This window comes from Nitratireductor sp. GISD-1A_MAKvit (genome assembly GCF_040819555.1).
Lineage (GTDB): Bacteria > Pseudomonadota > Alphaproteobacteria > Rhizobiales > Rhizobiaceae > Nitratireductor.
This window is the reverse complement of sequence record NZ_CP161920.1, coordinates 3,183,003-3,203,911: the sequence shown is the minus strand read 5'-3', so window position 1 is coordinate 3,203,911 and position 20,909 is coordinate 3,183,003. Positions and strand designations below refer to the sequence as shown.

The 20,909-nt window shown below is 54.0% G+C and carries 21 protein-coding genes and 3 pseudogenes; 6 read left to right on the top strand and 18 right to left on the bottom strand.

Going from position 1 to position 20,909, the window contains the following annotated elements; translation table 11 throughout:
• Window positions 1-55 precede the first annotated feature (55 nt).
• Both tnpB and AB2N04_RS16715 read right to left on the bottom strand, forming a co-directional pair.
• Window positions 56-406 (bottom strand): IS66 family insertion sequence element accessory protein TnpB, encoded by a 351-nt coding sequence (gene tnpB, locus AB2N04_RS16720; RefSeq protein WP_317090526.1) that lies wholly within the window; start codon window positions 404-406, stop codon window positions 56-58.
• 123 nt (window positions 407-529) lie between these two features.
• Window positions 530-814 (bottom strand): transposase, encoded by a 285-nt coding sequence (locus tag AB2N04_RS16715; protein ID WP_367715681.1) that lies wholly within the window; start codon window positions 812-814, stop codon window positions 530-532.
• 102 nt (window positions 815-916) lie between these two features.
• Between AB2N04_RS16715 and AB2N04_RS16710 the strand changes: the two genes are divergently transcribed.
• Window positions 917-1,309, top strand: a complete 393-nt coding sequence (locus AB2N04_RS16710) for a hypothetical protein (RefSeq protein ID WP_367715680.1) — start codon at window positions 917-919, stop codon at window positions 1,307-1,309.
• A gap of 52 nt (window positions 1,310-1,361) precedes the next feature.
• On the opposite strand, the gene AB2N04_RS16705 is transcribed toward AB2N04_RS16710, so the two are convergent.
• The 9 genes and pseudogenes from AB2N04_RS16705 to AB2N04_RS16665 form a co-directional block, all read right to left on the bottom strand.
• Window positions 1,362-1,571: a DUF6447 family protein gene (locus AB2N04_RS16705; RefSeq protein WP_367715678.1), complete on the bottom strand. Its 210-nt coding sequence runs from the start codon at window positions 1,569-1,571 to the stop codon at window positions 1,362-1,364.
• A 122-nt stretch (window positions 1,572-1,693) separates the two neighbouring features.
• Complete coding sequence (locus tag AB2N04_RS16700; RefSeq protein WP_367715677.1) at window positions 1,694-3,394, bottom strand: hypothetical protein; 1,701 nt, start codon at window positions 3,392-3,394, stop codon at window positions 1,694-1,696.
• 374 nt (window positions 3,395-3,768) lie between these two features.
• The gene (locus AB2N04_RS16695) at window positions 3,769-4,002 is read right to left on the bottom strand and encodes a transposase (RefSeq protein WP_367715675.1); all 234 of its coding nucleotides are present in this window, start codon (window positions 4,000-4,002) and stop codon (window positions 3,769-3,771) included.
• 37 nt (window positions 4,003-4,039) lie between these two features.
• A pseudogene (locus AB2N04_RS16690) lies at window positions 4,040-4,219 on the bottom strand (transposase); the annotation flags it as partial.
• A gap of 68 nt (window positions 4,220-4,287) precedes the next feature.
• Window positions 4,288-5,700 carry a hypothetical protein gene (locus AB2N04_RS16685; protein WP_367715674.1) on the bottom strand — a complete coding sequence of 471 codons (1,413 nt, stop codon included), beginning with the start codon at window positions 5,698-5,700 and terminating at the stop codon, window positions 4,288-4,290.
• A gap of 8 nt (window positions 5,701-5,708) precedes the next feature.
• Entirely contained in the window at window positions 5,709-6,035 is a 327-nt protein-coding gene (locus tag AB2N04_RS16680) for a helix-turn-helix domain-containing protein (protein ID WP_367715673.1), read from the bottom strand.
• Window positions 6,036-6,125: 90 nt separating this feature from the next.
• Window positions 6,126-6,413 carry a hypothetical protein gene (locus AB2N04_RS16675; RefSeq protein WP_367715671.1) on the bottom strand — a complete coding sequence of 96 codons (288 nt, stop codon included), beginning with the start codon at window positions 6,411-6,413 and terminating at the stop codon, window positions 6,126-6,128.
• Window positions 6,373-7,440 carry an HlyD family type I secretion periplasmic adaptor subunit gene (locus AB2N04_RS16670; RefSeq protein WP_367715669.1) on the bottom strand — a complete coding sequence of 356 codons (1,068 nt, stop codon included), beginning with the start codon at window positions 7,438-7,440 and terminating at the stop codon, window positions 6,373-6,375. Before AB2N04_RS16670 ends, AB2N04_RS16675 begins: the two co-directional genes overlap by 41 nt.
• Before the next feature lie 4 nt (window positions 7,441-7,444).
• Window positions 7,445-9,199 (bottom strand): type I secretion system permease/ATPase, encoded by a 1,755-nt coding sequence (locus AB2N04_RS16665; protein ID WP_367715667.1) that lies wholly within the window; start codon window positions 9,197-9,199, stop codon window positions 7,445-7,447.
• Between the two features lie 250 nt (window positions 9,200-9,449).
• Between AB2N04_RS16665 and AB2N04_RS16660 the strand changes: the two genes are divergently transcribed.
• From AB2N04_RS16660 to rfbD, 5 genes and pseudogenes are all read left to right on the top strand, one after another.
• Complete coding sequence (locus tag AB2N04_RS16660; RefSeq protein WP_367715666.1) at window positions 9,450-10,376, top strand: glycosyltransferase family 2 protein; 927 nt, start codon at window positions 9,450-9,452, stop codon at window positions 10,374-10,376.
• Between the two features lie 13 nt (window positions 10,377-10,389).
• Window positions 10,390-11,272, top strand: a pseudogene (gene rfbA / locus AB2N04_RS16655) (glucose-1-phosphate thymidylyltransferase RfbA).
• On the top strand, window positions 11,265-11,819 hold the full coding sequence (rfbC, locus tag AB2N04_RS16650) for a dTDP-4-dehydrorhamnose 3,5-epimerase (RefSeq protein ID WP_367715665.1): 555 nt from the start codon (window positions 11,265-11,267) through the stop codon (window positions 11,817-11,819). The pseudogene rfbA and the gene rfbC overlap by 8 nt, the downstream one beginning before the upstream one ends.
• A 19-nt stretch (window positions 11,820-11,838) precedes the next feature.
• A pseudogene (gene rfbB, locus AB2N04_RS16645) lies at window positions 11,839-12,907 on the top strand (dTDP-glucose 4,6-dehydratase).
• Complete coding sequence (gene rfbD, locus AB2N04_RS16640) at window positions 12,904-13,800, top strand: dTDP-4-dehydrorhamnose reductase (protein WP_367715663.1); 897 nt, start codon at window positions 12,904-12,906, stop codon at window positions 13,798-13,800. The pseudogene rfbB and the gene rfbD overlap by 4 nt, the downstream one beginning before the upstream one ends.
• On the opposite strand, the gene AB2N04_RS16635 is transcribed toward rfbD, so the two are convergent.
• The 7 genes from AB2N04_RS16635 to AB2N04_RS16605 all read right to left on the bottom strand — a co-directional run bounded on the left by AB2N04_RS16635 (window position 13,697) and on the right by AB2N04_RS16605 (window position 20,879).
• Window positions 13,697-14,959 carry a hypothetical protein gene (locus tag AB2N04_RS16635; RefSeq protein ID WP_367715662.1) on the bottom strand — a complete coding sequence of 421 codons (1,263 nt, stop codon included), beginning with the start codon at window positions 14,957-14,959 and terminating at the stop codon, window positions 13,697-13,699. The genes rfbD and AB2N04_RS16635 overlap by 104 nt on opposite strands.
• A 13-nt stretch (window positions 14,960-14,972) precedes the next feature.
• A complete protein-coding gene (locus tag AB2N04_RS16630) occupies window positions 14,973-15,851 on the bottom strand; it encodes a hypothetical protein (RefSeq protein ID WP_367715660.1) in 879 nt (292 codons plus the stop codon).
• The gene (locus AB2N04_RS16625; RefSeq protein WP_367715659.1) at window positions 15,848-16,711 is read right to left on the bottom strand and encodes a rhamnan synthesis F family protein; all 864 of its coding nucleotides are present in this window, start codon (window positions 16,709-16,711) and stop codon (window positions 15,848-15,850) included. Before AB2N04_RS16625 ends, AB2N04_RS16630 begins: the two co-directional genes overlap by 4 nt.
• A 109-nt stretch (window positions 16,712-16,820) precedes the next feature.
• Window positions 16,821-17,786 carry a glycosyltransferase family 2 protein gene (locus tag AB2N04_RS16620; protein WP_367715657.1) on the bottom strand — a complete coding sequence of 322 codons (966 nt, stop codon included), beginning with the start codon at window positions 17,784-17,786 and terminating at the stop codon, window positions 16,821-16,823.
• Window positions 17,783-18,703, bottom strand: a complete 921-nt coding sequence (locus AB2N04_RS16615) for a class I SAM-dependent methyltransferase (RefSeq protein ID WP_367715656.1) — start codon at window positions 18,701-18,703, stop codon at window positions 17,783-17,785. Before AB2N04_RS16615 ends, AB2N04_RS16620 begins: the two co-directional genes overlap by 4 nt.
• 12 nt (window positions 18,704-18,715) lie before the next feature.
• Window positions 18,716-20,065: an ABC transporter ATP-binding protein gene (locus tag AB2N04_RS16610; RefSeq protein WP_367715655.1), complete on the bottom strand. Its 1,350-nt coding sequence runs from the start codon at window positions 20,063-20,065 to the stop codon at window positions 18,716-18,718.
• A complete protein-coding gene (locus tag AB2N04_RS16605) occupies window positions 20,055-20,879 on the bottom strand; it encodes an ABC transporter permease (protein WP_367715653.1) in 825 nt (274 codons plus the stop codon). Before AB2N04_RS16605 ends, AB2N04_RS16610 begins: the two co-directional genes overlap by 11 nt.
• Between the last annotated feature and the right edge of the window lie 30 nt (window positions 20,880-20,909).

The window sequence follows — 20,909 nt, the reverse complement described above, 5'->3', positions numbered from 1 at the left end:
ATGTCTACCATCCGAGGCCGCAAAACGCCAACAAAAACAAGCCTGCTGGCCAAATTTATCCAGCCTTTGCAGGGCGTTGCGTCCAACGGGGATTGCGCCAGTCAATCCCTTCCAGAAGATAGCCCATCTGCGCCGCCGAGATCTGCACCGCCTCGCCAGACCGGCTCACCGGCCAGATGAACTTGCCCGCCTCCAAGCGTTTCAAATAGAGCGACATGCCCACACCATCATGCCACAGGATCTTCACCAGATCGCCCTTGCGGCCCCGAAAGCAAAATATCTCTCCCGCATGCGGATCGCGGCCGAGCCCTTCTTGCACCTGCAGCGCCAGCGTGTTCATGCCCCGCCGCATATCGGTCACACCGCCAGCGATCCAAACCTTCGCGCCCGCCGGAAACGCGATCATTGCCCGTCCACCACCGACAAAAGCCGGGCAAGTGTGTTCGGGTCCACTTCGGTGGACACGATGAGCCGGCGGCCATTGGGCAGGGCAATCTCGACCTCAGAGCCCCGTGCCGGCTCAACGGGATCAACCGGGCCCTGGCTGAGAGGCGGGGATATCCTTCGTCACGGTGACCGGCGCAAAGGATGCGGAGCGGGAAGCGCCAAGTTCACCGTTCCGATATTGCCGACGCCAGGTTGTTAGCAGCGAGCGACAAATGCCATGCCGCCGTGCCGTGGCAGTCACTTGTCGATAGCCAACAAGACTTTCCTCGACAATCCGGAGCTTGTCCTCATCTGACCACTGCCGACGGCGAACACCATCAGCAGCGGAAAGAACCTCGATTTGCGGGCGGTAAATAAAGTCGGACATAACGTCGGACTTATCATCGGATCGTAGCCGTGATCAGACGGCCGCCCCCGGAGCCTTACCTTCAAGTTCCTAGGTTATCAACTTCGCTGCGGTCCCGTGAACATGGGACGTTCAATCGAGATCATCGCGGCTGAGAAGAACGAGGCCAAGTTCAGGGAGAGTGTGCGCAAGCTGATCAAGGCAAGTGATCTGGACAATCTTCCACGGCACGATGTGCGTGCGCTGGCGACGAAGATTGGCAGTTGGTGCGCTGCCTTTTCACAAAGCCCCTATATCCGGCAGAGAGCAGCAAGACTGGCTATCCAGGAAGCAGCCAGGTCGCACAGGAGCAGGGCCACCTCCCTTGTTCGCATGGCGCTTTCAGAGCTGGATGACGATCGGTATCTGGTGGAGAAACGCGGTCGCGTGTGGCGTGGAATAAAAGTCTCAACAAAGGTTTCAGGTGCTTCACTCTCCTGCAGAACGCGTAGACTGCTGCCACACATTGCAGGGTGAAACAGGGGAGGGGCGGCATGCCCCTGAACCCTAGGCGTTCCCATACCAGTAGTTACTGCTGCGGCTCGATCTTCACGAGCTCTTCCTGCAACACGCGCGCATAGGCCAGCCGTGCTGTCTGGGCAATCGCTTTCTGTTGCTCGAGACGCTGCAGCTCCGCGTCCACCGCCCGGATATTCCCGAGCTGGCTCTTTGCTTCATCCGTCAGCTTGTCGATCTCGTAGGTTTTGCCGTCAATGGTGATTGTCTGGCCTTCAGCCATACCTGCACTCCTCTCAGGTTTCGAGAAATTGGGGAAACACGTCGAACATCGGGTTTGAATAGCAAAGAGGGGACCAAAGGCCCCCTCTCTGTCCGATCCGTAGATCGATGTATGAAGGCCGATTAGGCCACGAATGCAGAAGCGTCCAGATCAGCCGTGGAAACACCCGCAAGCTTGATCAGGCCGTCATTATCGGTGAAGTCCGAACCACTATCGTTGTCAACCAGAATGTAGGCATCGCCCTGATAATCGAAGACGGCATAACCGTTAGCCGCATCGATATAGCCAGCAGCAACACCAAGAGCATCTTCCAAGCTTGCCTGAGCGGCGATGTTGGCCTGCTCCGTGTTGGTGATAACATCGCGGCCACCGAGCGCAGATGCGTCCAGCGTGTCTTCGTCAGCGTTGAAGTCGCTGATGACGATCATGCTGTCTTCGAACGCGGCTGCGGATGCAATGTTCGCCAGAGCATCAACGGTAACCCCGTCGTTGCCTGCACCAAGTGCCAGCTCAAGGCTGCCACTGGTTGAGGCACCGGTAAGCGTGACGTTGTCATCACCTTCACCCATGCTCACAGCTGCGACAACATCACCACCGGTATCGATATCCAGAGTATCGTTGCCTGCACCCAGAGTCACCGACAGATTGTCTGCATCCATGTTGGCGAGGTCGAGCCCGACAACGTCATTTCCGCTGCCCAGAACGAGTGTTTCAAGAGCGGAATTGGTGACGGCAGCGTAGCCGACGTTCAGACCACCAGTGGATGCAGACGCATCGATGTTGATAACACCGGACAGAGCTGTGGCCGACTGTACGCTGATGTCGGTGTCGTTGGAGATAGCGAGGTTAACGGTCTCAATAGTTCCGAGAGATGCCGAACCGAACTCCAACTTACCACCGGTAGACCCGGAAACGTTGAGCACCGTGAGGTCAACATCCGAAGCGCCGGTGTCTTCATCCACGATGGTGAACTCAAGATTGTTCACATTTTCCAGCGCGATATTGGCCTCTGCACCGGTGAAGCCAACCGACACAGCCTGTGTAGCTGCTGGGTCTACATTGCGGAAACCAGCGGTCTGGTTAGCGGAAACGCCATCGATGTTGGCGGCCGAATTGATCTGCCAAATCTGGGCAGCTGCGCTACCGAAGAGCGAAGCATCCACTGCATCGGTGTTGCTCACCAGATTGACGGTCTCAACATTCTGGACGCTGACACCGGTCCAATCGCCCGCAGTCAAGTTGCCGATGATGTTGAGGGTGTCCTCACCTGCGCCACCATCGATCGAGTCGAACGTGGTCACGTTGGCAGAGATGCCCTGGACGGTGTCGTCGCCATCGGTACCTTCGATCTCGTCCAGACCTGCAGTGAGCGTGAAGGTGTCGCCCGGGACACCCGGTGCAGCTGGAGCGCCTGGCCGAGCTTCGAACTGGCCGTACAGCTGCCAATGCTGCATGGCGTTGGCAAAATCACCTGCTGCAACGGCTGCCGCCACATCCGGATTGGCCGTGAGATAGGCATCTTCGTCGAAGTTCGCGATTGCAGTCGCTGCATGAGCGCTAGGAGCGCGCCCTTCGGCTGCACCGTAAAGCATGAAGTGCTGCAGAGGGCTGGAGAAGTCACCAGCATGGATTGCTGCGGCTACATCAGGGTTCTGCAGCAGGTAATAGGAGGTGTCGAAATGATCGTTCGGATCACGCATCTCGACCCAGCCATAGTTGTTGTAGTGGAATTCCGCACTTGGAATATCACCAGCTGCCCATGCCTGGAATACGTCTGGATTGGCCGCGAAATAGTAGGCCTGGTTGACTTGGAATTGAGACATCGTTGTCACTACCCTTCTTGCAAGGTGGGATGTTTGTTCGTCAACGGACGACAAACAAGGGATACAACCTCTAGCGCGCATCATCTGCGTCAGAGATTACCACTGAAACAGTTCAATTCATTCTGAAGCTCGCTTCAGCGCATTCACCTCCTGCTTATGCAAGTGAGGCGTTCATGACCAACCCACAGTTGGAGATGTATACGCGTTAAGAGCGAATTCACAGATCAGAACTGCTGAACCGCATCCAGTACGATTCTCTATACAGTGAATCCTATATAGGTTGCAATACGTAGTATTGGTGAGCCCGCAAGTTTGTGATTGCAAACGATCGGCAACGCGTCGTCTCTTCTAGGTCCTGTTGACAAAGTGTTTAATCATAGACGGATTGACGCTATGTGCAGGAAGCCTGTGTAGCTGTCTGCGGTTTTATCATATCTGGTCGCGATGCGCCGCGAGTTTTTCAACCTGTTGAAGCAACGCTCGACGCGGTTTCTCAGGCCGTAGATGTGACGTAACCGGTGTTCTGACCCCACCTTCCTTGTGAGCGTATGATCTGCGAGTCCCTGCGCGGTGTAGTTTGGCAGGGATTTTCTCCATGGAGCGCTCAACGGATTTTCTCACGGATTTAGATGTAGTTGTTGGCCCCCGGGGCCATCGGCGGTGGCCGGACGCGTTGCGCCATTGCGCGCCGGTCCGCGCAATCCAGAATATCCCGTCAAGCACCAGCCGATGGTCCGCCGGGGGCCGCCCGCTCTTGCCGCCGCTCGCAACCACAAAGGGCTCGAAAAACCGCCATTCCTTGTCCGTCATCAACCCGCGAACCATTACATCTCCCAAAAGACAGCTATGAATCAGCATTCGCACCTTTTGTGAATCAACTTTGTCAACAGGACCTACGCTACAAGAGCGACAGCTTCGGACACGACATGTGAATGACCGATAATCATGATTTCAGTATCATCCGAAAATACCCACGACTGCATCATCAAGTCGTCAGGATTCTGGTTGAGATCGGATTCATCGAAGAGTGCAATCACGTTACTCTCTAAGGCAATAGCGACGATATCTTCATCACTTGCCATGAAGTAAGAGATTGCTGCCTTCGCTTTCTCATCGAAGGTCAGTTGCTGCGAAGTCAGGAGGTGAGGATCAACAGCTTCACCAGCAGTAAGGACCACCGTCGAACTTTCGTAACCGTCAGCACCGTGCAGCATAATCAGTTCGGGCCATTGTGATGAAGCCTCTACAAGCCTCCATCCCATTAGCTCGGCCGACAAGTTATACCACTCGTGTGTGGCCCCTAGGGAAATTGCCGGGATGTCAATTGTTCTCTCTGCTGTGGACGCTGCCAGGAATGCTGGTTTTAAGGACCAACCAGTCGGTTGGGGCGCACTATCGACCCCCTTCGTCTGGAGTTCCGCCACGTGCGGCACTAGTTCACTTTCCAACTGCAACTCAACTTTCACGGCCGAAAATTGAGCAGCGCCTAGGTCCGCTGAAACAACATTCGGAACCATGAAATTTGCATCGTCATCTTCAAGCTGAGGACGTGTTTCTTTGGCTCTAGTGAGAGCACTGATGTCAGGCACAACGTCAGTAAGATCGACAAAGGTGACGCTTTCTCCTTCAGATCGCGGGGCGCTACTGTTTTTGCCAATCTTCAAGCTATCCGCAAACTTTACATCGTTAAGGCTCTCCGGCGCAGAGACGCGTTGGGCGACCGTATCGTAAAGGACCGCCAAGGCGATACCAGCAAGTAATAGCCCCTGTTCATGAGCCCGATTGATATCACTGACCAGTGCAGTAGAAGAGAGAGAAGATACTCCATCCTGAATATCAGCCCCAGGTGACACGTGCTGCATTTCTGAAGCAGCCTGTGCATTGCCGCTTCGCATATCCATTACGAGAATAGAGGCAACAAAAATCGTTAGCAACGAAGCTGGGTGCAACCGCACATCCTCGCGGTGGGACTCGGTTAGCGGGAGCAGGGCGGTAGGGTTCTCAGAGACGAACTGACGAGCAACGCTTCCCAGATCGGGTCCGTGAAGTAGTTTTTGGACGAATGGGGAAGCTGCAACGCACATTCCATCAATGCGCGCAAAATGGACAACTACCTCACCGCTGTCTTTTAAGCAGTATACGAACCACGGATCACCCTCGTCGCTAAGCCCTCTTTCTGTTTCAAGGCTGAACCCCGCCTGAATCAGCACAGCCTCTACCCGGTAAAGTTCCGCAAGATCCTGATTCGACCAGTCAGACGAATGATATGCGGTTCTCCTGTTGAAGAAGCTGAGAACGTGCGCCATTTCGCTTCCTAACCTCGATTCAGATGATTCTTTTGAGGGATCTCATCACTGAACAAGATGTTGAAGGTTATCGGGTCATAGTAGCGCATTAACGTCTTAACAAAGACGCGGGGTTCAATACCCAATGCATTTGCCCAATCAACATAGCGCTCCGGCGGTATCCGGCCACGTCCGGTCTCTAGCTGCGATACGAACGTGTAATATTCGAAGCCCAACAAATCAGCCAGCTGGCGCTGAGAAAGCTTCTTCTCTTCGCGCTTATCCTTCAGCCACCGTCCTGCCTCTCGACGCAACTGTAGCGCATGGGATTCACCTTGATTGTACTCGGTTTGCATGCTGCTCGTCCTTTAGGTGCACATCTGCGAGCCGTGCACCCGCAAACCTATGGTAGCGCGCTGTTGAGGCAGGCACAATCGAAACCCTGTTCATTCTTCTGTGAACGCTTTGGCGACTGCAGTCTGCAGGGGATTAATAAGGTACTCCAGAACTGTACGTTCGCCCGTTGGCAGTATGACATCGCTGGGCATACCGGGAACAATCTTATCACGAAGTTCAGCAGGAATATCTTCTTCAGCGACTATGACGCGCGCCAGGAAATACGGCTGTTGTGTGTGTTCATCGATCAACCTGTCGGGCGAAACCTCGCGTACTTCCCCGTGTATAACAGGGATGTCACGGGACTTGAACGAAGAGAACCGCACTTCGGCACGCATCCCCGCGCGCACGTTGTCGATATCTATTGGTGAGACTTTCGCATTCACCACCCGGCCCTTCGTCTTCCGGTACAATCTCAAGGAGAACATCGCCAGCCCGAACCACTTGACCCTTTGTGAACACCTTGAGGCCGATTACCGTGCCACCCCGCGGCGCAACAATGGCAGTGCGTCGCAGGACATCGCTGGATACGTTCAAACGCTCGCGAAGTTCATTAATTGTTTTCCGAACTTCTGTGATTTCTTCTGCTGCGTGTTCAAGGCGCTCTTGACGAAGTTGGTCGATCTTCAGTTGAACTTCACTTATACGCGATTCAGTGCTGCTGATCTCCGCTTCATTACTTCCGATCAGCCCCTCCAACCGGGCTCGTTCCCTCTCCAAGGAGTAGAGCCGGACGGAGGAGACATGCCCTTTTTCAAAAAGCTTTCTAACACCAGTGAGCTCTTCCTTGATGAAGCCTATCTGCTCCTGAGTTGCCTGAAGCTCCGTTTCAAGGCCTTTGATGCGCTTCCTTGACTGCTGGATGTTTGATTCCAGAATATCGATCTGGCCGTCTATTGACAGTTTACGCTCATTGAAAAGCGCAACCTGATTTTCGATTGCTTGATCAATTGCGGGAATGCTTCTCTGAGCTTCGATATCTTCTGGGAAAGAGATCGCATCGTGATGATGGCGCTCAGCGAGAAGACGCGCTTCAAGGATCCGGGCGAACGAAAGTTGTAGCCGATCTACTGCCTCATTTGCCCGCGCCCGCGTCGTGTCGAGCCGGAAAAGGACATCGCCCTCTTTTACCCTTTGCCCTTCGGTAACGTTGATTTCAGCTACGATGCCACCTTCCAAGTGCTGGACACTGCGGCGATTGTTCTCTACTGCCACTACCCCTTGTGCCAAGACCGCACTGTCTAGCGGGGCGATTGCTGCCCAACCGCCGGCAACACCAAATGTCAGAAAGATAATAGCTCCCGCAGCCAGTGCTGGTGCGAGATAGTTCGTAGATGCTTTAGGAGCGTTTGGTTCCTTGGACATCTGCTCAGGCTTTCGCTTCGATTGCTGAAGTGTGGGCGTTCTGAATAGGGACCACCCTCGGGCTCGACATTCGCGCTAGAATCTCATCTCTCTGTCCAAACGCTTGCATCAGCCCCTCGTTGAGCACGAGCAGTTTGTCCACAGCGGAGATGATGTTGGTCTTATGGGTTATAATGAAGACGGTACTCCCCAGGGCCTTTAATTTTTGGACAGCTTTCAGCAGCGCTGCTTCCCCACCTGCATCCAAATTCGAGTTCGGTTCGTCAAGCACGATGAGCGGGGGGGACCGAAAAACGGCGCGGGCAAGACCAATGCGTTGGCGTTGCCCACCAGAAATCGCAGTGCCGCCTGGACCGATCTCGGTGTTGTAACCGTCAGGAAGCTTTTGAACCATGGAGTGTACACCCGCAAGTTCTGCCGCTGCGATGATATCCCCGTGTCTTGCGTCGGTATCAAACCGGCTGATGTTCTCTGCAATGGTGCCCGAGAAGAGCTCTACGTCCTGCGGCAAATAGCCGATATGGCGACCGAGTTCGTCCGGGTTCCAGTGTGGCAGTTCCGTACCGTCAAGCCGAACATGTCCATGCTGGTACGGCCATACACCAACCAGTACACGGGCGAACGTGGATTTACCCGCACCACTTTGTCCCAACACTCCGACAACTTCACCGCTGTCGACGTTGAAGGTTACGCCCTTCAATGTTGGTTTTTGTGCGCCCGGCGGTGCCGCCGTTACCTGTTCGACGGCGATGGCCCCTTTTGGCGCTGGTAATGACATGCGCACCTTGCTCTGCGGAAAAGCGCGCAGCAGTTCATTCAATCGGCTATAAGACTCCCGTGCGGCAACCAACGAACGCCAGTTGCCCACGGACTGCTCCACAGGTGCGAGTGCTCGACTCATCATGATGGAGGCTGCGATCATTGTTCCCGCAGACAAACCTTCCGTGATGACCAGAAATGCACCGATCCCTAAGATCGCGATCTGCAGGCTCATGCGCACAAATTTGGTAAGAGCAAGAATAGCCCCTGAGCGGTCGCTGGCCATCGCTTGCCAGCCTAGCACTGCTTTATGTTGCTCGTTCCACCGTCGCCTGAGCGCTCCCAGCATTCCCATGGCTTGTGTAACTTCTGCGTTGCGCAGTGAAGCTGAGGCATAATTTCCAGCCTCGATCATAGATCGCGAACCTTGCTGCAGGTGGTGCCGCGTCAGAAACTCGTTCAGGAGCGCGAAGAGGAACAGCACCACTGCGCCGCCAAGCGCGATAAAGCCATACCATGGGTGCAGTAGGAAGCATCCGGCAATGAAAATTGGTGCCCAGGGTGCATCACAAAGAGCGATCAGGCCGTTTCCGGTTAGATATTCACGTACGCGATCAAGATCTCGCAAGCCTTGGCTGAATGCACCACCTGGGCGGCTCACGCTGCCGCGCTGCACAGTATCGAACACCTCGTCACTGGCTTTCTCGTCAAACAAGATACCTGCGCGGACCAGAGTTCTTGAACGCGATGCTTCGAGAAGAGCGTACGAAATGAGAAGTGCCCCGGCTATAATCGTCAGCATCAGAAGCGTTGTCATGTTTCGGCTGGTGATGACGCGATCATAAATCTGCATCATGTACAGCGGTGCAACCAATGCCAAGGCATTGATGAACAGGCTTATCAGGATGGCAATCCCAAATGCGGGACGCGCGGTCCGGATCGCTTTCTCAAGTGCGGTGGGACCATACTTGCTGCGTGGATTTTTAGTCATTTTGCTCATATATGTGTGGTCGGCTGACTGGCGTGCGCAACTGTCAGTTGGTGCTCTCTCGTTGCTCTTTATACGGTAGCTAAGGGTAGGGAACAATCTCTATTGTTTATTTCGCTGCAAAACTTCGCGCTTCCCATTCACGGTGTTAAAGGCTGAGCATCCGGAAGCTTCGTCGCGACAGCGCATTAGGCCATTGCGGGGTAGCCGCTGAAATTTTGGACTATACAGTAACGACATATTCTTCTCGAAGATGGACTTGATGACTAATCCGGTAGTAAACGTGCTGATGGCGACCTTTAATGGGGACCTCTATCTCGACGAGCAGCTGCGGTCGATCCACGGTCAAGCTGATGTCAGAATCAATTTGATAGTTTCGGACGATAATTCTGATGACGCTACCGTGGAAATACTGCGTCGATGGAAAGCGAATTGGACCAAAGGTGAGTTCATCATCCTGAGTGGACCCTCATCCGGTTACGCGGAAAACTTCAGATCTTTGTTGCAGCGTTGCGACCTTGCTGCAGATTATATCGCTTTCGCAGACCAAGACGATATATGGGATGCAGACAAATTGATAACGGCAATTCGGTGCCTGAGGCGACTCCCGAGGGAGTGTCCGGGTCTGTATTGCTCACGAACGAGGCTGGTCGATGAAAGCGGAGACGACGTCGGTTACTCACCAGAATTTCAAAGGCCGGCTTCCTTTCGTAACGCCATCGTCCAGAGCATCGGTGGTGGAAACACAATGGTGCTGAATCGTGTTGCAGCGCAACTTGCTATAGAAAGCGCCCGTAGGTCCAGCTTCGTAAGTCATGACTGGTGGTGTTATATTATTGTGTCGGCAGCGAACGGAAGGGTCCTATACGATCCGAAGCCGCGGATCGGTTATCGACAGCATGCCTCCAACGTCATTGGTAGGAACACCGGCTGGTCTGCGCGATTTCGCCGGATGAGACGTCTGTTCGCAGGTCAATTACGCGAATGGAACGATCAGCATCTAGTTGCCCTGGAACTGTGCAGTGACCTGCTGTGTGCCGAAGCAAAGGAAGTATTGGTAGAGTTCCGCGGGTTAAGGTCCGAAAACATGCCCCAAAGGGTTCTGGCCTTCCTGCGCTCAGGCGTGTATCGCCAGTCAAGGGTAGGCACGCTGATGCTTCTTATGTCAGTGGTCGCAAAGAAGGTTTGAAAGGGAGTATAAAGTGAAGGGTATCATATTGGCCGGCGGGAGTGGCACACGTTTGTACCCCGTGACGGTGCCTGTATCAAAGCAGCTTTTGCCCGTTTACGATAAGCCGATGATCTACTATCCGCTGGGTGTACTGATGATAGCGGGTATCACGGAGATATTGATCATTTCCACGCCAAGGGACCTGCCAGCCTTCCAAGCCTTGCTCGGGGATGGCCGTCAGTTCGGCATCTCTCTTTCCTACGCAGCACAGGCTGCACCTAACGGGTTGGCAGAGGCGTTTATCATCGGTCGTGAGTTCGTGGGTGGCGATTCCGTAGCACTGATTCTTGGCGATAACATCTTCTACGGAGCCGGTCTGTCACAGGCCCTGCCGCCAGGCACGTGAACGAGAAGGCGGTGCAACGGTGTTTGCCTACCGTGTGGATGATCCGACGCGGTACGGGGTGATTTCCTTCGATGGGAACACGGGAGTCGTCCGGTCCATTGAGGAGAAACCTTCCGCACCGAAATCGCCTTGGGCGGTAACAGGCCTTTACTTCTATGACAATAACGTCCTTGACATTGCCGCTGAAGTCAAACCGTCCGCGAGAGGTGAGCTTGAAATCACTGATGTCAACAATGCTTACTTGAGAGAGGGAAAGCTGCATTTGACGCGGCTGGGGCGCGGATTTGCATGGCTTGACACTGGTACCCACGACAGCCTGCACGAGGCTTCTGCCTTCGTGCGTACCATAGAGCACCGGCAAGGTATCAAAGTCATGTGTCCAGAAGAGATTGGCTTCGAACTTGGTTATCTGTCGGGTGAACAGGTGCTGGCAACAGCAGATAAGTTGGGCGCAACGGATTACGCGGAATACCTTAGACGAAGGGTGAGGGACGCAGCTAATGGTTGAGATTCGCCGCTTGGAACTGGACGAAGTCCTGGAACTTCATCCGCCGAGATACACCGATCATCGAGGGTTCTTCTCTGAAACCTACAGCGACCAGTGGCTTGAGGAGGAAGGAAAGGCTTCACCATTTGTCCAGGACAATCACTCGTTCTCGGTAGAGAAAGGCACCTTGCGTGGTCTACATTACCAGTTGCCGCCCATGGCTCAAGATAAGCTGGTGCGTGTGGTTCGCGGACGTATTTACGACGTGGCGGTGGATATCAGGCGGAGTTCCCCAACCTTTGGACGCTGGGTAGGCCTAGAAATCTCGGCTGAGAAATGGAATCAGATCTTGGTACCCAAGGGCTTCGCGCATGGGTTTGTAACCCTGGAGCCAGATACAGAAGTCGTCTATAAAGTCTCCGCGTTATATGCTAAAGAATGTGAGCGGGCGGTTCGCTTTGACGATCTGCAGATCGCAGTCGAGTGGCCGCTGAGGGGCGAAGACATCATCCTGTCAGAGAAGGATGAAGCTGCGCCTTTTCTTTCCGATGCAGATGTTTTCGACTAGGTGGTTTTAAGAGGGCTTGATGCGTATTTTAGTCACAGGCGGTGCTGGCTTCATCGGCTCAGCGGTTTGTCGCCATCTCATTAGAGGAGGAAAGGATCATGTCGTTAACGTGGACAAACTCACCTATGCGGCAGATCTGAGCTCTCTGTCGTCCGTAGAGCATGAACCCTCCTACGTGTTCAGACAAGCTGATATCTGTGACAGCGACAAAGTTCTGGCCATCATGCAGGAGCAGCGCGTTGATGCAATCATGCATCTTGCTGCAGAGAGTCATGTAGACCGCTCTATCGAGGGACCGGGAGCTTTCGTTGAGACTAACGTAGTGGGTACGTACAAGCTTCTTAGTGCGGCACTGACATACTGGCGCAATCTCCCGTCGAACAAACAGGAACAGTTTCGCTTCCACCACGTGTCGACTGACGAAGTCTTCGGAGATTTGCCTTTCGACGAGGGGGTGTTCACCGAAGTGAGCCCTTATGCGCCTTCTTCGCCGTATTCAGCTTCTAAAGCAGCGGCTGACCACTTCGTCAGAGCATGGCATAAAACCTACGGGCTCCCCGTGGTCCTCTCTAACTGCTCAAACAACTATGGTCCTTTCCATTTCCCGGAGAAGCTCATTCCTCTTGTCATTCTGAGTGCACTCGAGGAGCGTGAACTTCCTGTTTACGGCACTGGTAAGAATGTGCGCGACTGGCTGTATGTAGAAGATCATGCTCGCGCCCTCGAGCTTATTCTCAAGAGCGGGACAGTGGGTGAAAACTACAATGTAGGAGGACATGCTGAGCGCAGCAATCTGAGCGTGGTGGAGCAAATCTGCACTATCCTAGATGCGAAGAGACCTCGCTCAAACGGCGCAAGCTACCATGATCTTATTCGTTTTGTCAATGACAGACCCGGTCACGACAGACGTTATGCCATAGATCCCTCGAAGATCGAGCAGAAGCTTGGTTGGGCCCCACGTGAAACCTTCGAGAGCGGACTCAGCAAGACTGTGGACTGGTACTTGCGAAATGATTGGTGGTGGGGGGCCGATCTGGAGCCAACGATATGGTGGTGAAAGGTTGGGCAGCGGAGCAAGCAGAAGTTGAAGCTGGCGGTAACCGGAATTAATGGGCAGGTTGCCCGCAGTTTAGTCGAGCGGGCACGTAGGGTGCCCGGAATAGAGGTCCGGCCCCTGGGTCGACCCGAACTACTACTAGAGAAACCGGATACCATAGCACCTGCAATCCGGAAGTCAGCGCCGGATATTCTGGTGTCTGCAGCTGCTTATACGAAAGTCGATCAAGCAGAAGATCAGCCCGAGCTAGCCTATGCGGTTAACGCTACAGCGGCTGGGCATGTTTCGGCCATCGCTGCTGAACTCGGCATCCCGATCATTCACCTGTCAACGGATTACGTCTTTGGCGGCGCGAAGCCTGGACCACATTCAGAGAATGACAGCACAGATCCACAATGCGTGTACGCCGCTACCAAGCTGGCTGGAGAAGAACTCGTTGCGGAGGCAAATTCAGCCCACTTCATTTTACGCACGGCTTGGGTCTACAGCCCGTTTGGCAAAAACTTCGTAAAAACAATGTTGAGGTTTGCGGCGGAGCGCGAGACGCTAACAGTTGTTGGCGATCAGTGGGGCACTCCCACAAGTGCGTTGGATGTTGCGGATGCAATATTACACTTAGCAACAACTGTTCACAGCAACCCAAAATCATCCAAGCCCGGATTATACCACCTCGCAGGCACAGGCGAAGCCAGCTGGCTGGAATTGGCAAAACATGTGCTAGATGTCAGCGAGAGATACGGGGGACCGCACGCTGACCTGTCCGAGATCACGACAGCCGAATTTCCCACCAAGGCCAAACGACCGTTTGATTCTAGGCTTTCTAGCGCATTGTTCGCAGAAGAGTTCGGCTGGACCGCGCCGCATTGGCACCAGTCCAGCGAACTTGTCGTTCTACGCCTGCTATCGCAAGAGCAGATGCTTTAGGCGAGAGGTGACACCGGCGGGCAGGTGCTCGCGCAGCCAGCGCATGAGCTTGGGGCCTGCGCTGCAGTTGGTTGATGCCAAGCTGGATAAAGCGGTTTCGAGGATAGAACGGCTGCGCGGTGTGAGGACGTTGCTGAAGCGTCTGCCCTTTCAGCGTCCGATGGAGACTAGAATCGCTGTAAGGACGCGGGAATGAGTTCTGTAAATCTGCATTCTCTCGATAATGTACCCTCCATTCGCGAGGGATGCGTTCACCATCTGCAAAAACGTCATAGATGCCGGGGTACCCACCGAGGCGTTTCTGGCCATTTGCAATCTGCTTTGCCACATACCAATCGGTCATCTGTCGAAGCAGAGAATGTCCAGGAGCATGCTTTTTGAGCATGTGCTCGTAGGTGCCGAGGTCGAAACCGGAGAAATGGAAGAAGCGCAGCGGATGCTTCTGGTTGATCATGATCTCGCCGCTCTCGCCTTGCGATAGATGGCGATAATACAGGTTCCAGGTGGCAACATTATAGCCTGGGTGACGAAGTACGGACAGGCTCGGGAAAAAGCAAGGCGCGAGATCCAGCCATCGCTGGTCTGTAAAGAGCCCGCGCGCGGAATCATCATAGCACCACTCAAGGCAGCGCCTTGCCCACCAATCGAGGAAATTCTTACCTTCCCCGTGAGCTGAAAGCGCAAGAAAACCGAGATTGAAGACACCATGGCGTAGGCATCCCAACATTTCACCATCGAGTAGCGCGTCATCGGTGACCGCTGGCACAGTGACATGAGGCGTTAGCACAATAGGTGAATGACGAAGTGCTTCATGCACTTCCTCCATCCGGCTGTATGCAACGGTGTCCGGATCCATATATAGAACGCTTTCAGCGTTATGACGCTGGAAGATCTTCTTGAAGGCCCAAGGTTTCACAGCGGTGCTGAGCTCGACGACCGTGTGCTTAAAAATCCAAGCCTCAAGGGACTCGACCGGGAGATCGAGATCCTCAATGGTCAGTACTTCATCGAACGCCGAATAATCTAGGTCCGGATCTCGCTTGTCCGACAACATGCACGTAACGTGCATGTCGTTGCCATATACCTGCCTGAGCGAATCCGCGAGCGTTATGGCCTTCGGAAGGTAGGCGTTGTTGATGGATGTGAATACGTAGTTCATAATCTCGTCTTTCTCACCGGAGTCGCCAGCGATTGAAGCGACGTAACGTGTCTCCAATGCCGATTTTATCGCACCAGGACACAACACTCTTTCGTAGTGCATGGCGGAGATGCGCGGATTTGCCTGCCTTTAGGATCGCTATCTCCTGTCGTAAGAGGTGTATCTCTTGCTGCAGCTTGGTATTCTGGTTTTTCAACAATACCGGATCGGTGGTGCTCCACTGCGAAGACATCTCATTTAGATGTGTCTGATAGTATATGTCTTCTGCCGTAGGTCGTGCAGTGTCGGAATACCAAGGCAGATGCCGCGCCGCGAGCGGAGGCGCTGTACGTATCGAGCGCCACCAACGTTTACTGGTTGGCGTGATGCCGGGGCGGTAGTAGGCAAATGTCGTGTCTACCGCAGCTTCATAGAGGCTGCCATCTTCTAGAGGATGAGCCCAGAAGGGAGCCTCCCACTCCAGAACCGAAGATTTCAAGGCATAGTGATCCGGAATGTCGTCAATGCGCAGGGAAAGTCCCACTTTTGTGAAGCTGGGATAGCGCTCCAGGACCCGGGCTAGGCGTGCGACAACATCCCGCGGACAATCCTCAACCGGCACAATGTCGCAGTCACTGAGAACGAAGTGCTCGCTATTGATAATGTGTTCAAATCTTCTGGATTCCCAAAGAACCAGATGACCAAAATTGCGCGTCATCCTGTGGACCTTGTGCGGACTGTCGCGAAGATAGTCGAGCAGTGGAGGGTAGGTTGAGGCATTATCAATGATGTAGATGTTGCTATAACCAGCTTGCTCCAGCCATCTAACCTGCTGACGAAGCGCTTCAACCCGGTTGAAGACAATCAGGAATATTGGAGTTGTGAAGTAATCCATGGAACCGAAAGCGCTCACTTGTTGCTGCCCGAGTGCTCTTCAGGCAAATCCGGCACACCGCCGATATAGCATCCTTGACGGATCACAAGATCTCCGAACACGCGCTCAAAGGCGTGCTCAAGCGTACCCTCGACAGCTCGCGCCTGATCCGCGTCGAAATCGCTCTGCGTTATCTTTGCCTCGTGTAATCTCTGCAGCAGTTTCCCGCGGATCCAGAACATGGTGCCACCGAAGAAGCGGCATTCGGGAGCTACTCCCAAGCGGTCACAAAGTTTAGTGTAAGTGTCCGAATTTGCATCCGGAGCTGAACAGATGAATTTCTCAGCACCGAGCATCCCAAGTTCTGGATCTTCAGCGAAAGCCTGTAGAATGCGCGCAACACGCACAGGGGTTCCAGCTATAGGTGCGATCAGCTTGCGCCGCCAATCGTCGCCGTCCGTTATGTCATTTCCGAAAAGGGTCCGGACAACATCCATGTACTCGGGATCATTCCGACTCCGCTTACCATGCAGCTTCAAGACCAGATCGTAGCGATCAAGTCTTTCCTGCTCCAAAACCTGCAAGAACGGGCCGATATCCTTGCCCTTGTTGGGTAACTGGAGAACGGTAGCCTGCGGGAAGCGAGCATGGACACTCTGTCGGACGCACCCACTAGGATCTGTCGTGGTAACGAACAGATCGAAAGAAACGTCCAGGCCACCTAAAGTATCCAGCAGCTCCTCCAATGGTTCCACGAAATGTATGTGCAGGTGCACCGCAATGGTTGGAGGCTCTGACTTCAGGGCAAGAGGTAACGAGACCGAACGATAGCAGTCTTCCTGTATGGTTTCGATGGGACGCACAGCACCATCGACATGCTTTTGAACGCGTTTGGCCAAGCTTCTAATCCTGCGCAGTGGCATGGTAATAAGACGGCCCAATCGATAACTTCTGGAGGCGCGGAGTCGTGACAACTCTGTAATTGCAGCGCCAAGTCTGGCGTGCGTTTCATCGGCTTCTTGTCTTGTGGCGCGCCAACCTTGTTCCGCGCGCCGCCAACCTTGTTCCGCGTTCCGCCAACTGCGCTCTGCTTTCTCCCATCGCTGGCGCGTGTCTTTGAGCAGGCCCTTCCCAATGAGTGTCACGTGCGCGCGCTAGCGTTGCCGCTTGCTGGCGGCGTATCAGACGATGATGTCGCCGCAGAGCGTGAATCGTGGCCGGAGGCACCTGATAGTGGTGGCGCAGTGTGCGGTATAATAGATGGTTTGCCTCCAGAGCCGATCGAGGCAACCCCCCAAGGATCGTGTTGCTGCCGTGAAGTCGATACCTGAGAAGGGCTTGGTCCGGCAGCCAGACGACGCGCTCCTGTGCACGGAGGATGGCACGAAGCGCGTAATCCCAGTCCATGGTGTATCTAAACGGCCTAAAGCCGCCAATCGCATCGTATAAGGATCGACTGAAAAAGAAGTTGGACGTCGATACAGAGAGATTTCGCTCCAGCAGCGCTTGCAGAACACCGAAATCCCTGGCTTTGAGGCAAAGTGCTGTGTACTCGTCAAGCCAAGGGTGATCTTCGATCGGCGCTCCCTCACTATCGATCAGAGTAACCAAGGTGAAAAGGAAATCTTTGCCGGCTCCAGTTCGAGCACGATCGAGAAGAGTTACTATTCTCTCCTCTTCGTAGATGTCATCAGAGTTCAATATCGCGAGATAATCACCTCGGGCTGCCGCAAGCCCCCGGTTGATGGCAGCGTGCGCTCCTTGATTCTCTTGCCTCAAAGCAACTACGCGACCATCCGCTTCGCTTGCTTTCTGGATCAAATCCCATGAGTCGTCGGTCGAACCATCATCGACGATGATCAGTTCCAACTCGGCTCCGCGTTGTGTCAACACGCTCTCGATGGCATTTGTCAGGTACCGCGCATGATTGAATGACGGTATGACGACGCTGACGAAGGGGGGGCGGGTGGTCATGATAGGTGTGACCGCAACTTGTCGCGCAACCACCGATAGGGTATTGACCACCGCCAGATGCGCGAGTGCTCAATACTCTCAGCTCTCAGCAGCGCCTCGTCGCGCTGCTGTGTTAGCGATTTTACCAGCGGTAGCGCCTGAGTATCGGTTGCGGCAGCGTCAACTCCTGCTTCAGGCGGCCATTCATCTAGCCAACCCAAAGCATCGCTCCTGGAATATGTGGTGCATGCGTTTCGCTTCGCATCCGGAACTGCCTTGACGACGATCTGATAAGTTGCACCTGCTGGGTTGCGGGCCAGCCACGCCCGTATTCGCTCCGGAAGTCTCTCCCAATAGACACGAAACTCCTCATGACATGGTGCTGCCTCAATGTGCTTCACATCCTCGACTTGACACCCAGTTTGTTCCAGCATTCTCCTGAGTGACAACAAAGTGAAGAAGTGCGTATGAGTGCGATCGAGAAGGCCAATGTCCGAATAGGGGAAATCGTCGTTGAATAGCGCCGCAATCACGCCGTTATGAGCGATATTTGGAACAGAAATAATAATCTTGCCGCTCGGTGCAAGTAGACTCCGTATCTGTTTCAAGCACGTGGCCGGGTTCGACAGATGTTCTAGGACATCAGCCGCGATGATCACGTCGAAGCGATCCGCTCCGAGGAGCGATGACCAGGAAGAGCCATTGAGATCCGCCGTGATAACACGTTCACAGTAAGGTTCTGCAAACTCGGCGGCGGTGACATCGTACTCTATTCCCGTGACCTTGAGCCCATAATATTCGCTAAGGATCCGGGACATTGCCCCTGCCGCACAACCGAGTTCGAGCACACGGCCACCGTGTTCGCCTGCCCATCGACACACCAGTGCTGCGGTACTTTGATCTCCGGGATCGAACATGTAATCGTAACGTGAAATCATGATGGACGAGCGTCAAGCTGATGATGTCTGGACGGTGGATGGAGCGCTGGTATCGAGTTTCACATCAAGCATCGGTATGCCTACCAATCCGGCAGCCGCGGCGCTGCAATGAGAACGAAAAATCACCGCATCATGGATCCAATGGTGTTGAACATGGTCCTCCTGGGTACCGTCTGCGACCGCTACCGCAATCGAATAATCTCCGACCGGTAGAAGCGGCATGGGGAAACGGAAAACAGCAGATAACGTCCCCCCCGCCAATACCGAGCGGGGGCTGTCTAAGTATGTCAGGTAGCTGTTGTCACCGAACAACTGCTGACCCAGACGATCCTTAACGAAAAAGCCTACGATCGGTCGCGCCAGATCCTGATGAGCTACGATGTCCACATGAAGATTGCAGATCTCACCGCCTACGATGTATGACATGCGCCGCCCGTCATCATCTGCAAGATAAACATCCACGATCGATGCCCCGCGACTGCCAAAGTCAGCATTCGCAGCTTCGAAACGGAAGACTTCGATATCATTCCTTAGATTGGTGCAATTTATGAATGCCTGTCGTCGATCCACCCATTCATCTGCTTTGGGAACATTCGGTCGGTTAGCTTCGCTCCGGTGACTGGTCGCTACCGTTTCGAAAAGAGAGGCGAGATACGCTTCCGAAACGGATTTCGCATCCCCCTGCGCGGCAATTTCTCCCTCGTGAAGCCAAACTGCCCTTTCACAAAGATTCGTCACGGCAGCGCTATCGTGGCTTACAAACAGGATCGTTCCCGTCTCCTGGAATTTTCTCAGGAACCTCATGCATTTCTGAGTGAACAATGCGTCACCGACGGCGAGCGCTTCATCGATTACCAATATGTCAGCTTCCACATGTGCGATGACTGCGAAGGCCAAGCGGACATACATCCCGGACGAGTAAGTTTTCACCGGCTGATCAACGAAATCGCCGATGTCCGCAAATGCCAGAATTTCCGGCATGCGCTCCTCGATTTGTTTCCGTTCCAGCCCCAGTATTGCCGCATTGAGGTAAACGTTCTCGCGACCAGTGAACTCCGGATTGAACCCGGCACCGAGTTCCAGGAGTGCCGCAATCCGTCCGTTCACACCGATCGTTCCGGAACTCGGGGTGAGGGTACCGCATACCAATTGCAGCAAGGTCGATTTTCCCGAGCCGTTGCGACCAATGATCCCCACCGTCTCGCCGCGACGCACCTGCAAATCGATGCCCGCAAGAGCTTTGAATGCCTTGTGTCTCGTACGAAATGGCGGAATTCGTTCCAGCAACCGATCCCATGGTCGATTGTACATCTTGAAGGTTTTGCTGATGTTCTGAACATCCAGAATAATGTCAGAGGACATCGGCAAACTCCCTCTTCAATTTGGAGAAGGAGAACAGGCCAGCCCAAAAGACCAATAGTGAGATCAAAGTGAAAACGAACAGTGCGAGAAAGTGCGGAAGCTCCCCGTAAAGCACAACCGCTCGCATCTGCTCGATAACAATGGTCAGCGGGTTCAATATCAGAACGAATTGCCATTGTTCGGGAAGGGTTGATGCCGGGTAGAACACGGGTGAGAGGAACAGAAGGAGCGTGATGACGAAGCCGGTGATCTGACTGATGTCGCGAATGAACACACCGGCCGCTGAAACCAGCCACGATATACCCGCCAGAAATATCATATATGGTAGCAGTACCAGAGGCACGAATATGATCGTAGGAGCGATGTGCTGATGAACAAACAGCTGAAAGATCATGAGGATAACGACACTAATTATACCGTGAAACACCGCCGATAGTATGAGGACCAGCGGTAGGATTTCCAGGGGAAACATGACCTTCTTCACGTAACCAGTATTTCCGGCAATCAGCCCAGGCGCGCGGCTAAGAACTTCCGCAGCAAGACCGTGAACAATGAGACCCGCAAATAGCTGCAAGGCGAAATCCGCTGCGCTGCCGCTTCCTGCACTTACACGCGCCCTAAAAATACCGCTAAAGACAACCGTGTAAACACCGAGCAACAATACGGGCGTGACGAATGACCAGACCAGTCCCATCATCGACCCGCGGTACCGGCTGGTGATGTCACGCCATGCGAGCAACCCGAGCAAACGAAGGCGAGCCGCAAGAGAGGGAGAGAAGGATGAAGGGGGGGCTGAAACGCCGGAAGTGCTCATATTATCTCGGTTGTTGTGGGGCCGATGACT

Coding starts and splice junctions, on each gene's coding strand:
- AB2N04_RS16605 (WP_367715653.1), bottom strand. CDS start 20,879: ATGAGCACTTCCGGCGTTTCAGCCCCCCCTTCATCCTTCTCTCCCTCT.
- tnpB (WP_317090526.1), bottom strand. CDS start 406: ATGATCGCGTTTCCGGCGGGCGCGAAGGTTTGGATCGCTGGCGGTGTG.
- rfbC (WP_367715665.1), top strand. CDS start 11,265: ATGGTTGAGATTCGCCGCTTGGAACTGGACGAAGTCCTGGAACTTCAT.
- AB2N04_RS16610 (WP_367715655.1), bottom strand. CDS start 20,065: ATGTCCTCTGACATTATTCTGGATGTTCAGAACATCAGCAAAACCTTC.
- AB2N04_RS16660 (WP_367715666.1), top strand. CDS start 9,450: ATGACTAATCCGGTAGTAAACGTGCTGATGGCGACCTTTAATGGGGAC.
- AB2N04_RS16715 (WP_367715681.1), bottom strand. CDS start 814: ATGTCCGACTTTATTTACCGCCCGCAAATCGAGGTTCTTTCCGCTGCT.
- AB2N04_RS16665 (WP_367715667.1), bottom strand. CDS start 9,199: ATGAGCAAAATGACTAAAAATCCACGCAGCAAGTATGGTCCCACCGCA.
- AB2N04_RS16620 (WP_367715657.1), bottom strand. CDS start 17,786: ATGACCACCCGCCCCCCCTTCGTCAGCGTCGTCATACCGTCATTCAAT.
- AB2N04_RS16705 (WP_367715678.1), bottom strand. CDS start 1,571: ATGGCTGAAGGCCAGACAATCACCATTGACGGCAAAACCTACGAGATC.
- AB2N04_RS16670 (WP_367715669.1), bottom strand. CDS start 7,440: ATGTCCAAGGAACCAAACGCTCCTAAAGCATCTACGAACTATCTCGCA.
- AB2N04_RS16675 (WP_367715671.1), bottom strand. CDS start 6,413: ATGCGTGCCGAAGTGCGGTTCTCTTCGTTCAAGTCCCGTGACATCCCT.
- AB2N04_RS16615 (WP_367715656.1), bottom strand. CDS start 18,703: ATGATTTCACGTTACGATTACATGTTCGATCCCGGAGATCAAAGTACC.
- AB2N04_RS16710 (WP_367715680.1), top strand. CDS start 917: ATGGGACGTTCAATCGAGATCATCGCGGCTGAGAAGAACGAGGCCAAG.
- AB2N04_RS16635 (WP_367715662.1), bottom strand. CDS start 14,959: ATGAACTACGTATTCACATCCATCAACAACGCCTACCTTCCGAAGGCC.
- AB2N04_RS16700 (WP_367715677.1), bottom strand. CDS start 3,394: ATGTCTCAATTCCAAGTCAACCAGGCCTACTATTTCGCGGCCAATCCA.
- AB2N04_RS16685 (WP_367715674.1), bottom strand. CDS start 5,700: ATGGCGCACGTTCTCAGCTTCTTCAACAGGAGAACCGCATATCATTCG.
- AB2N04_RS16680 (WP_367715673.1), bottom strand. CDS start 6,035: ATGCAAACCGAGTACAATCAAGGTGAATCCCATGCGCTACAGTTGCGT.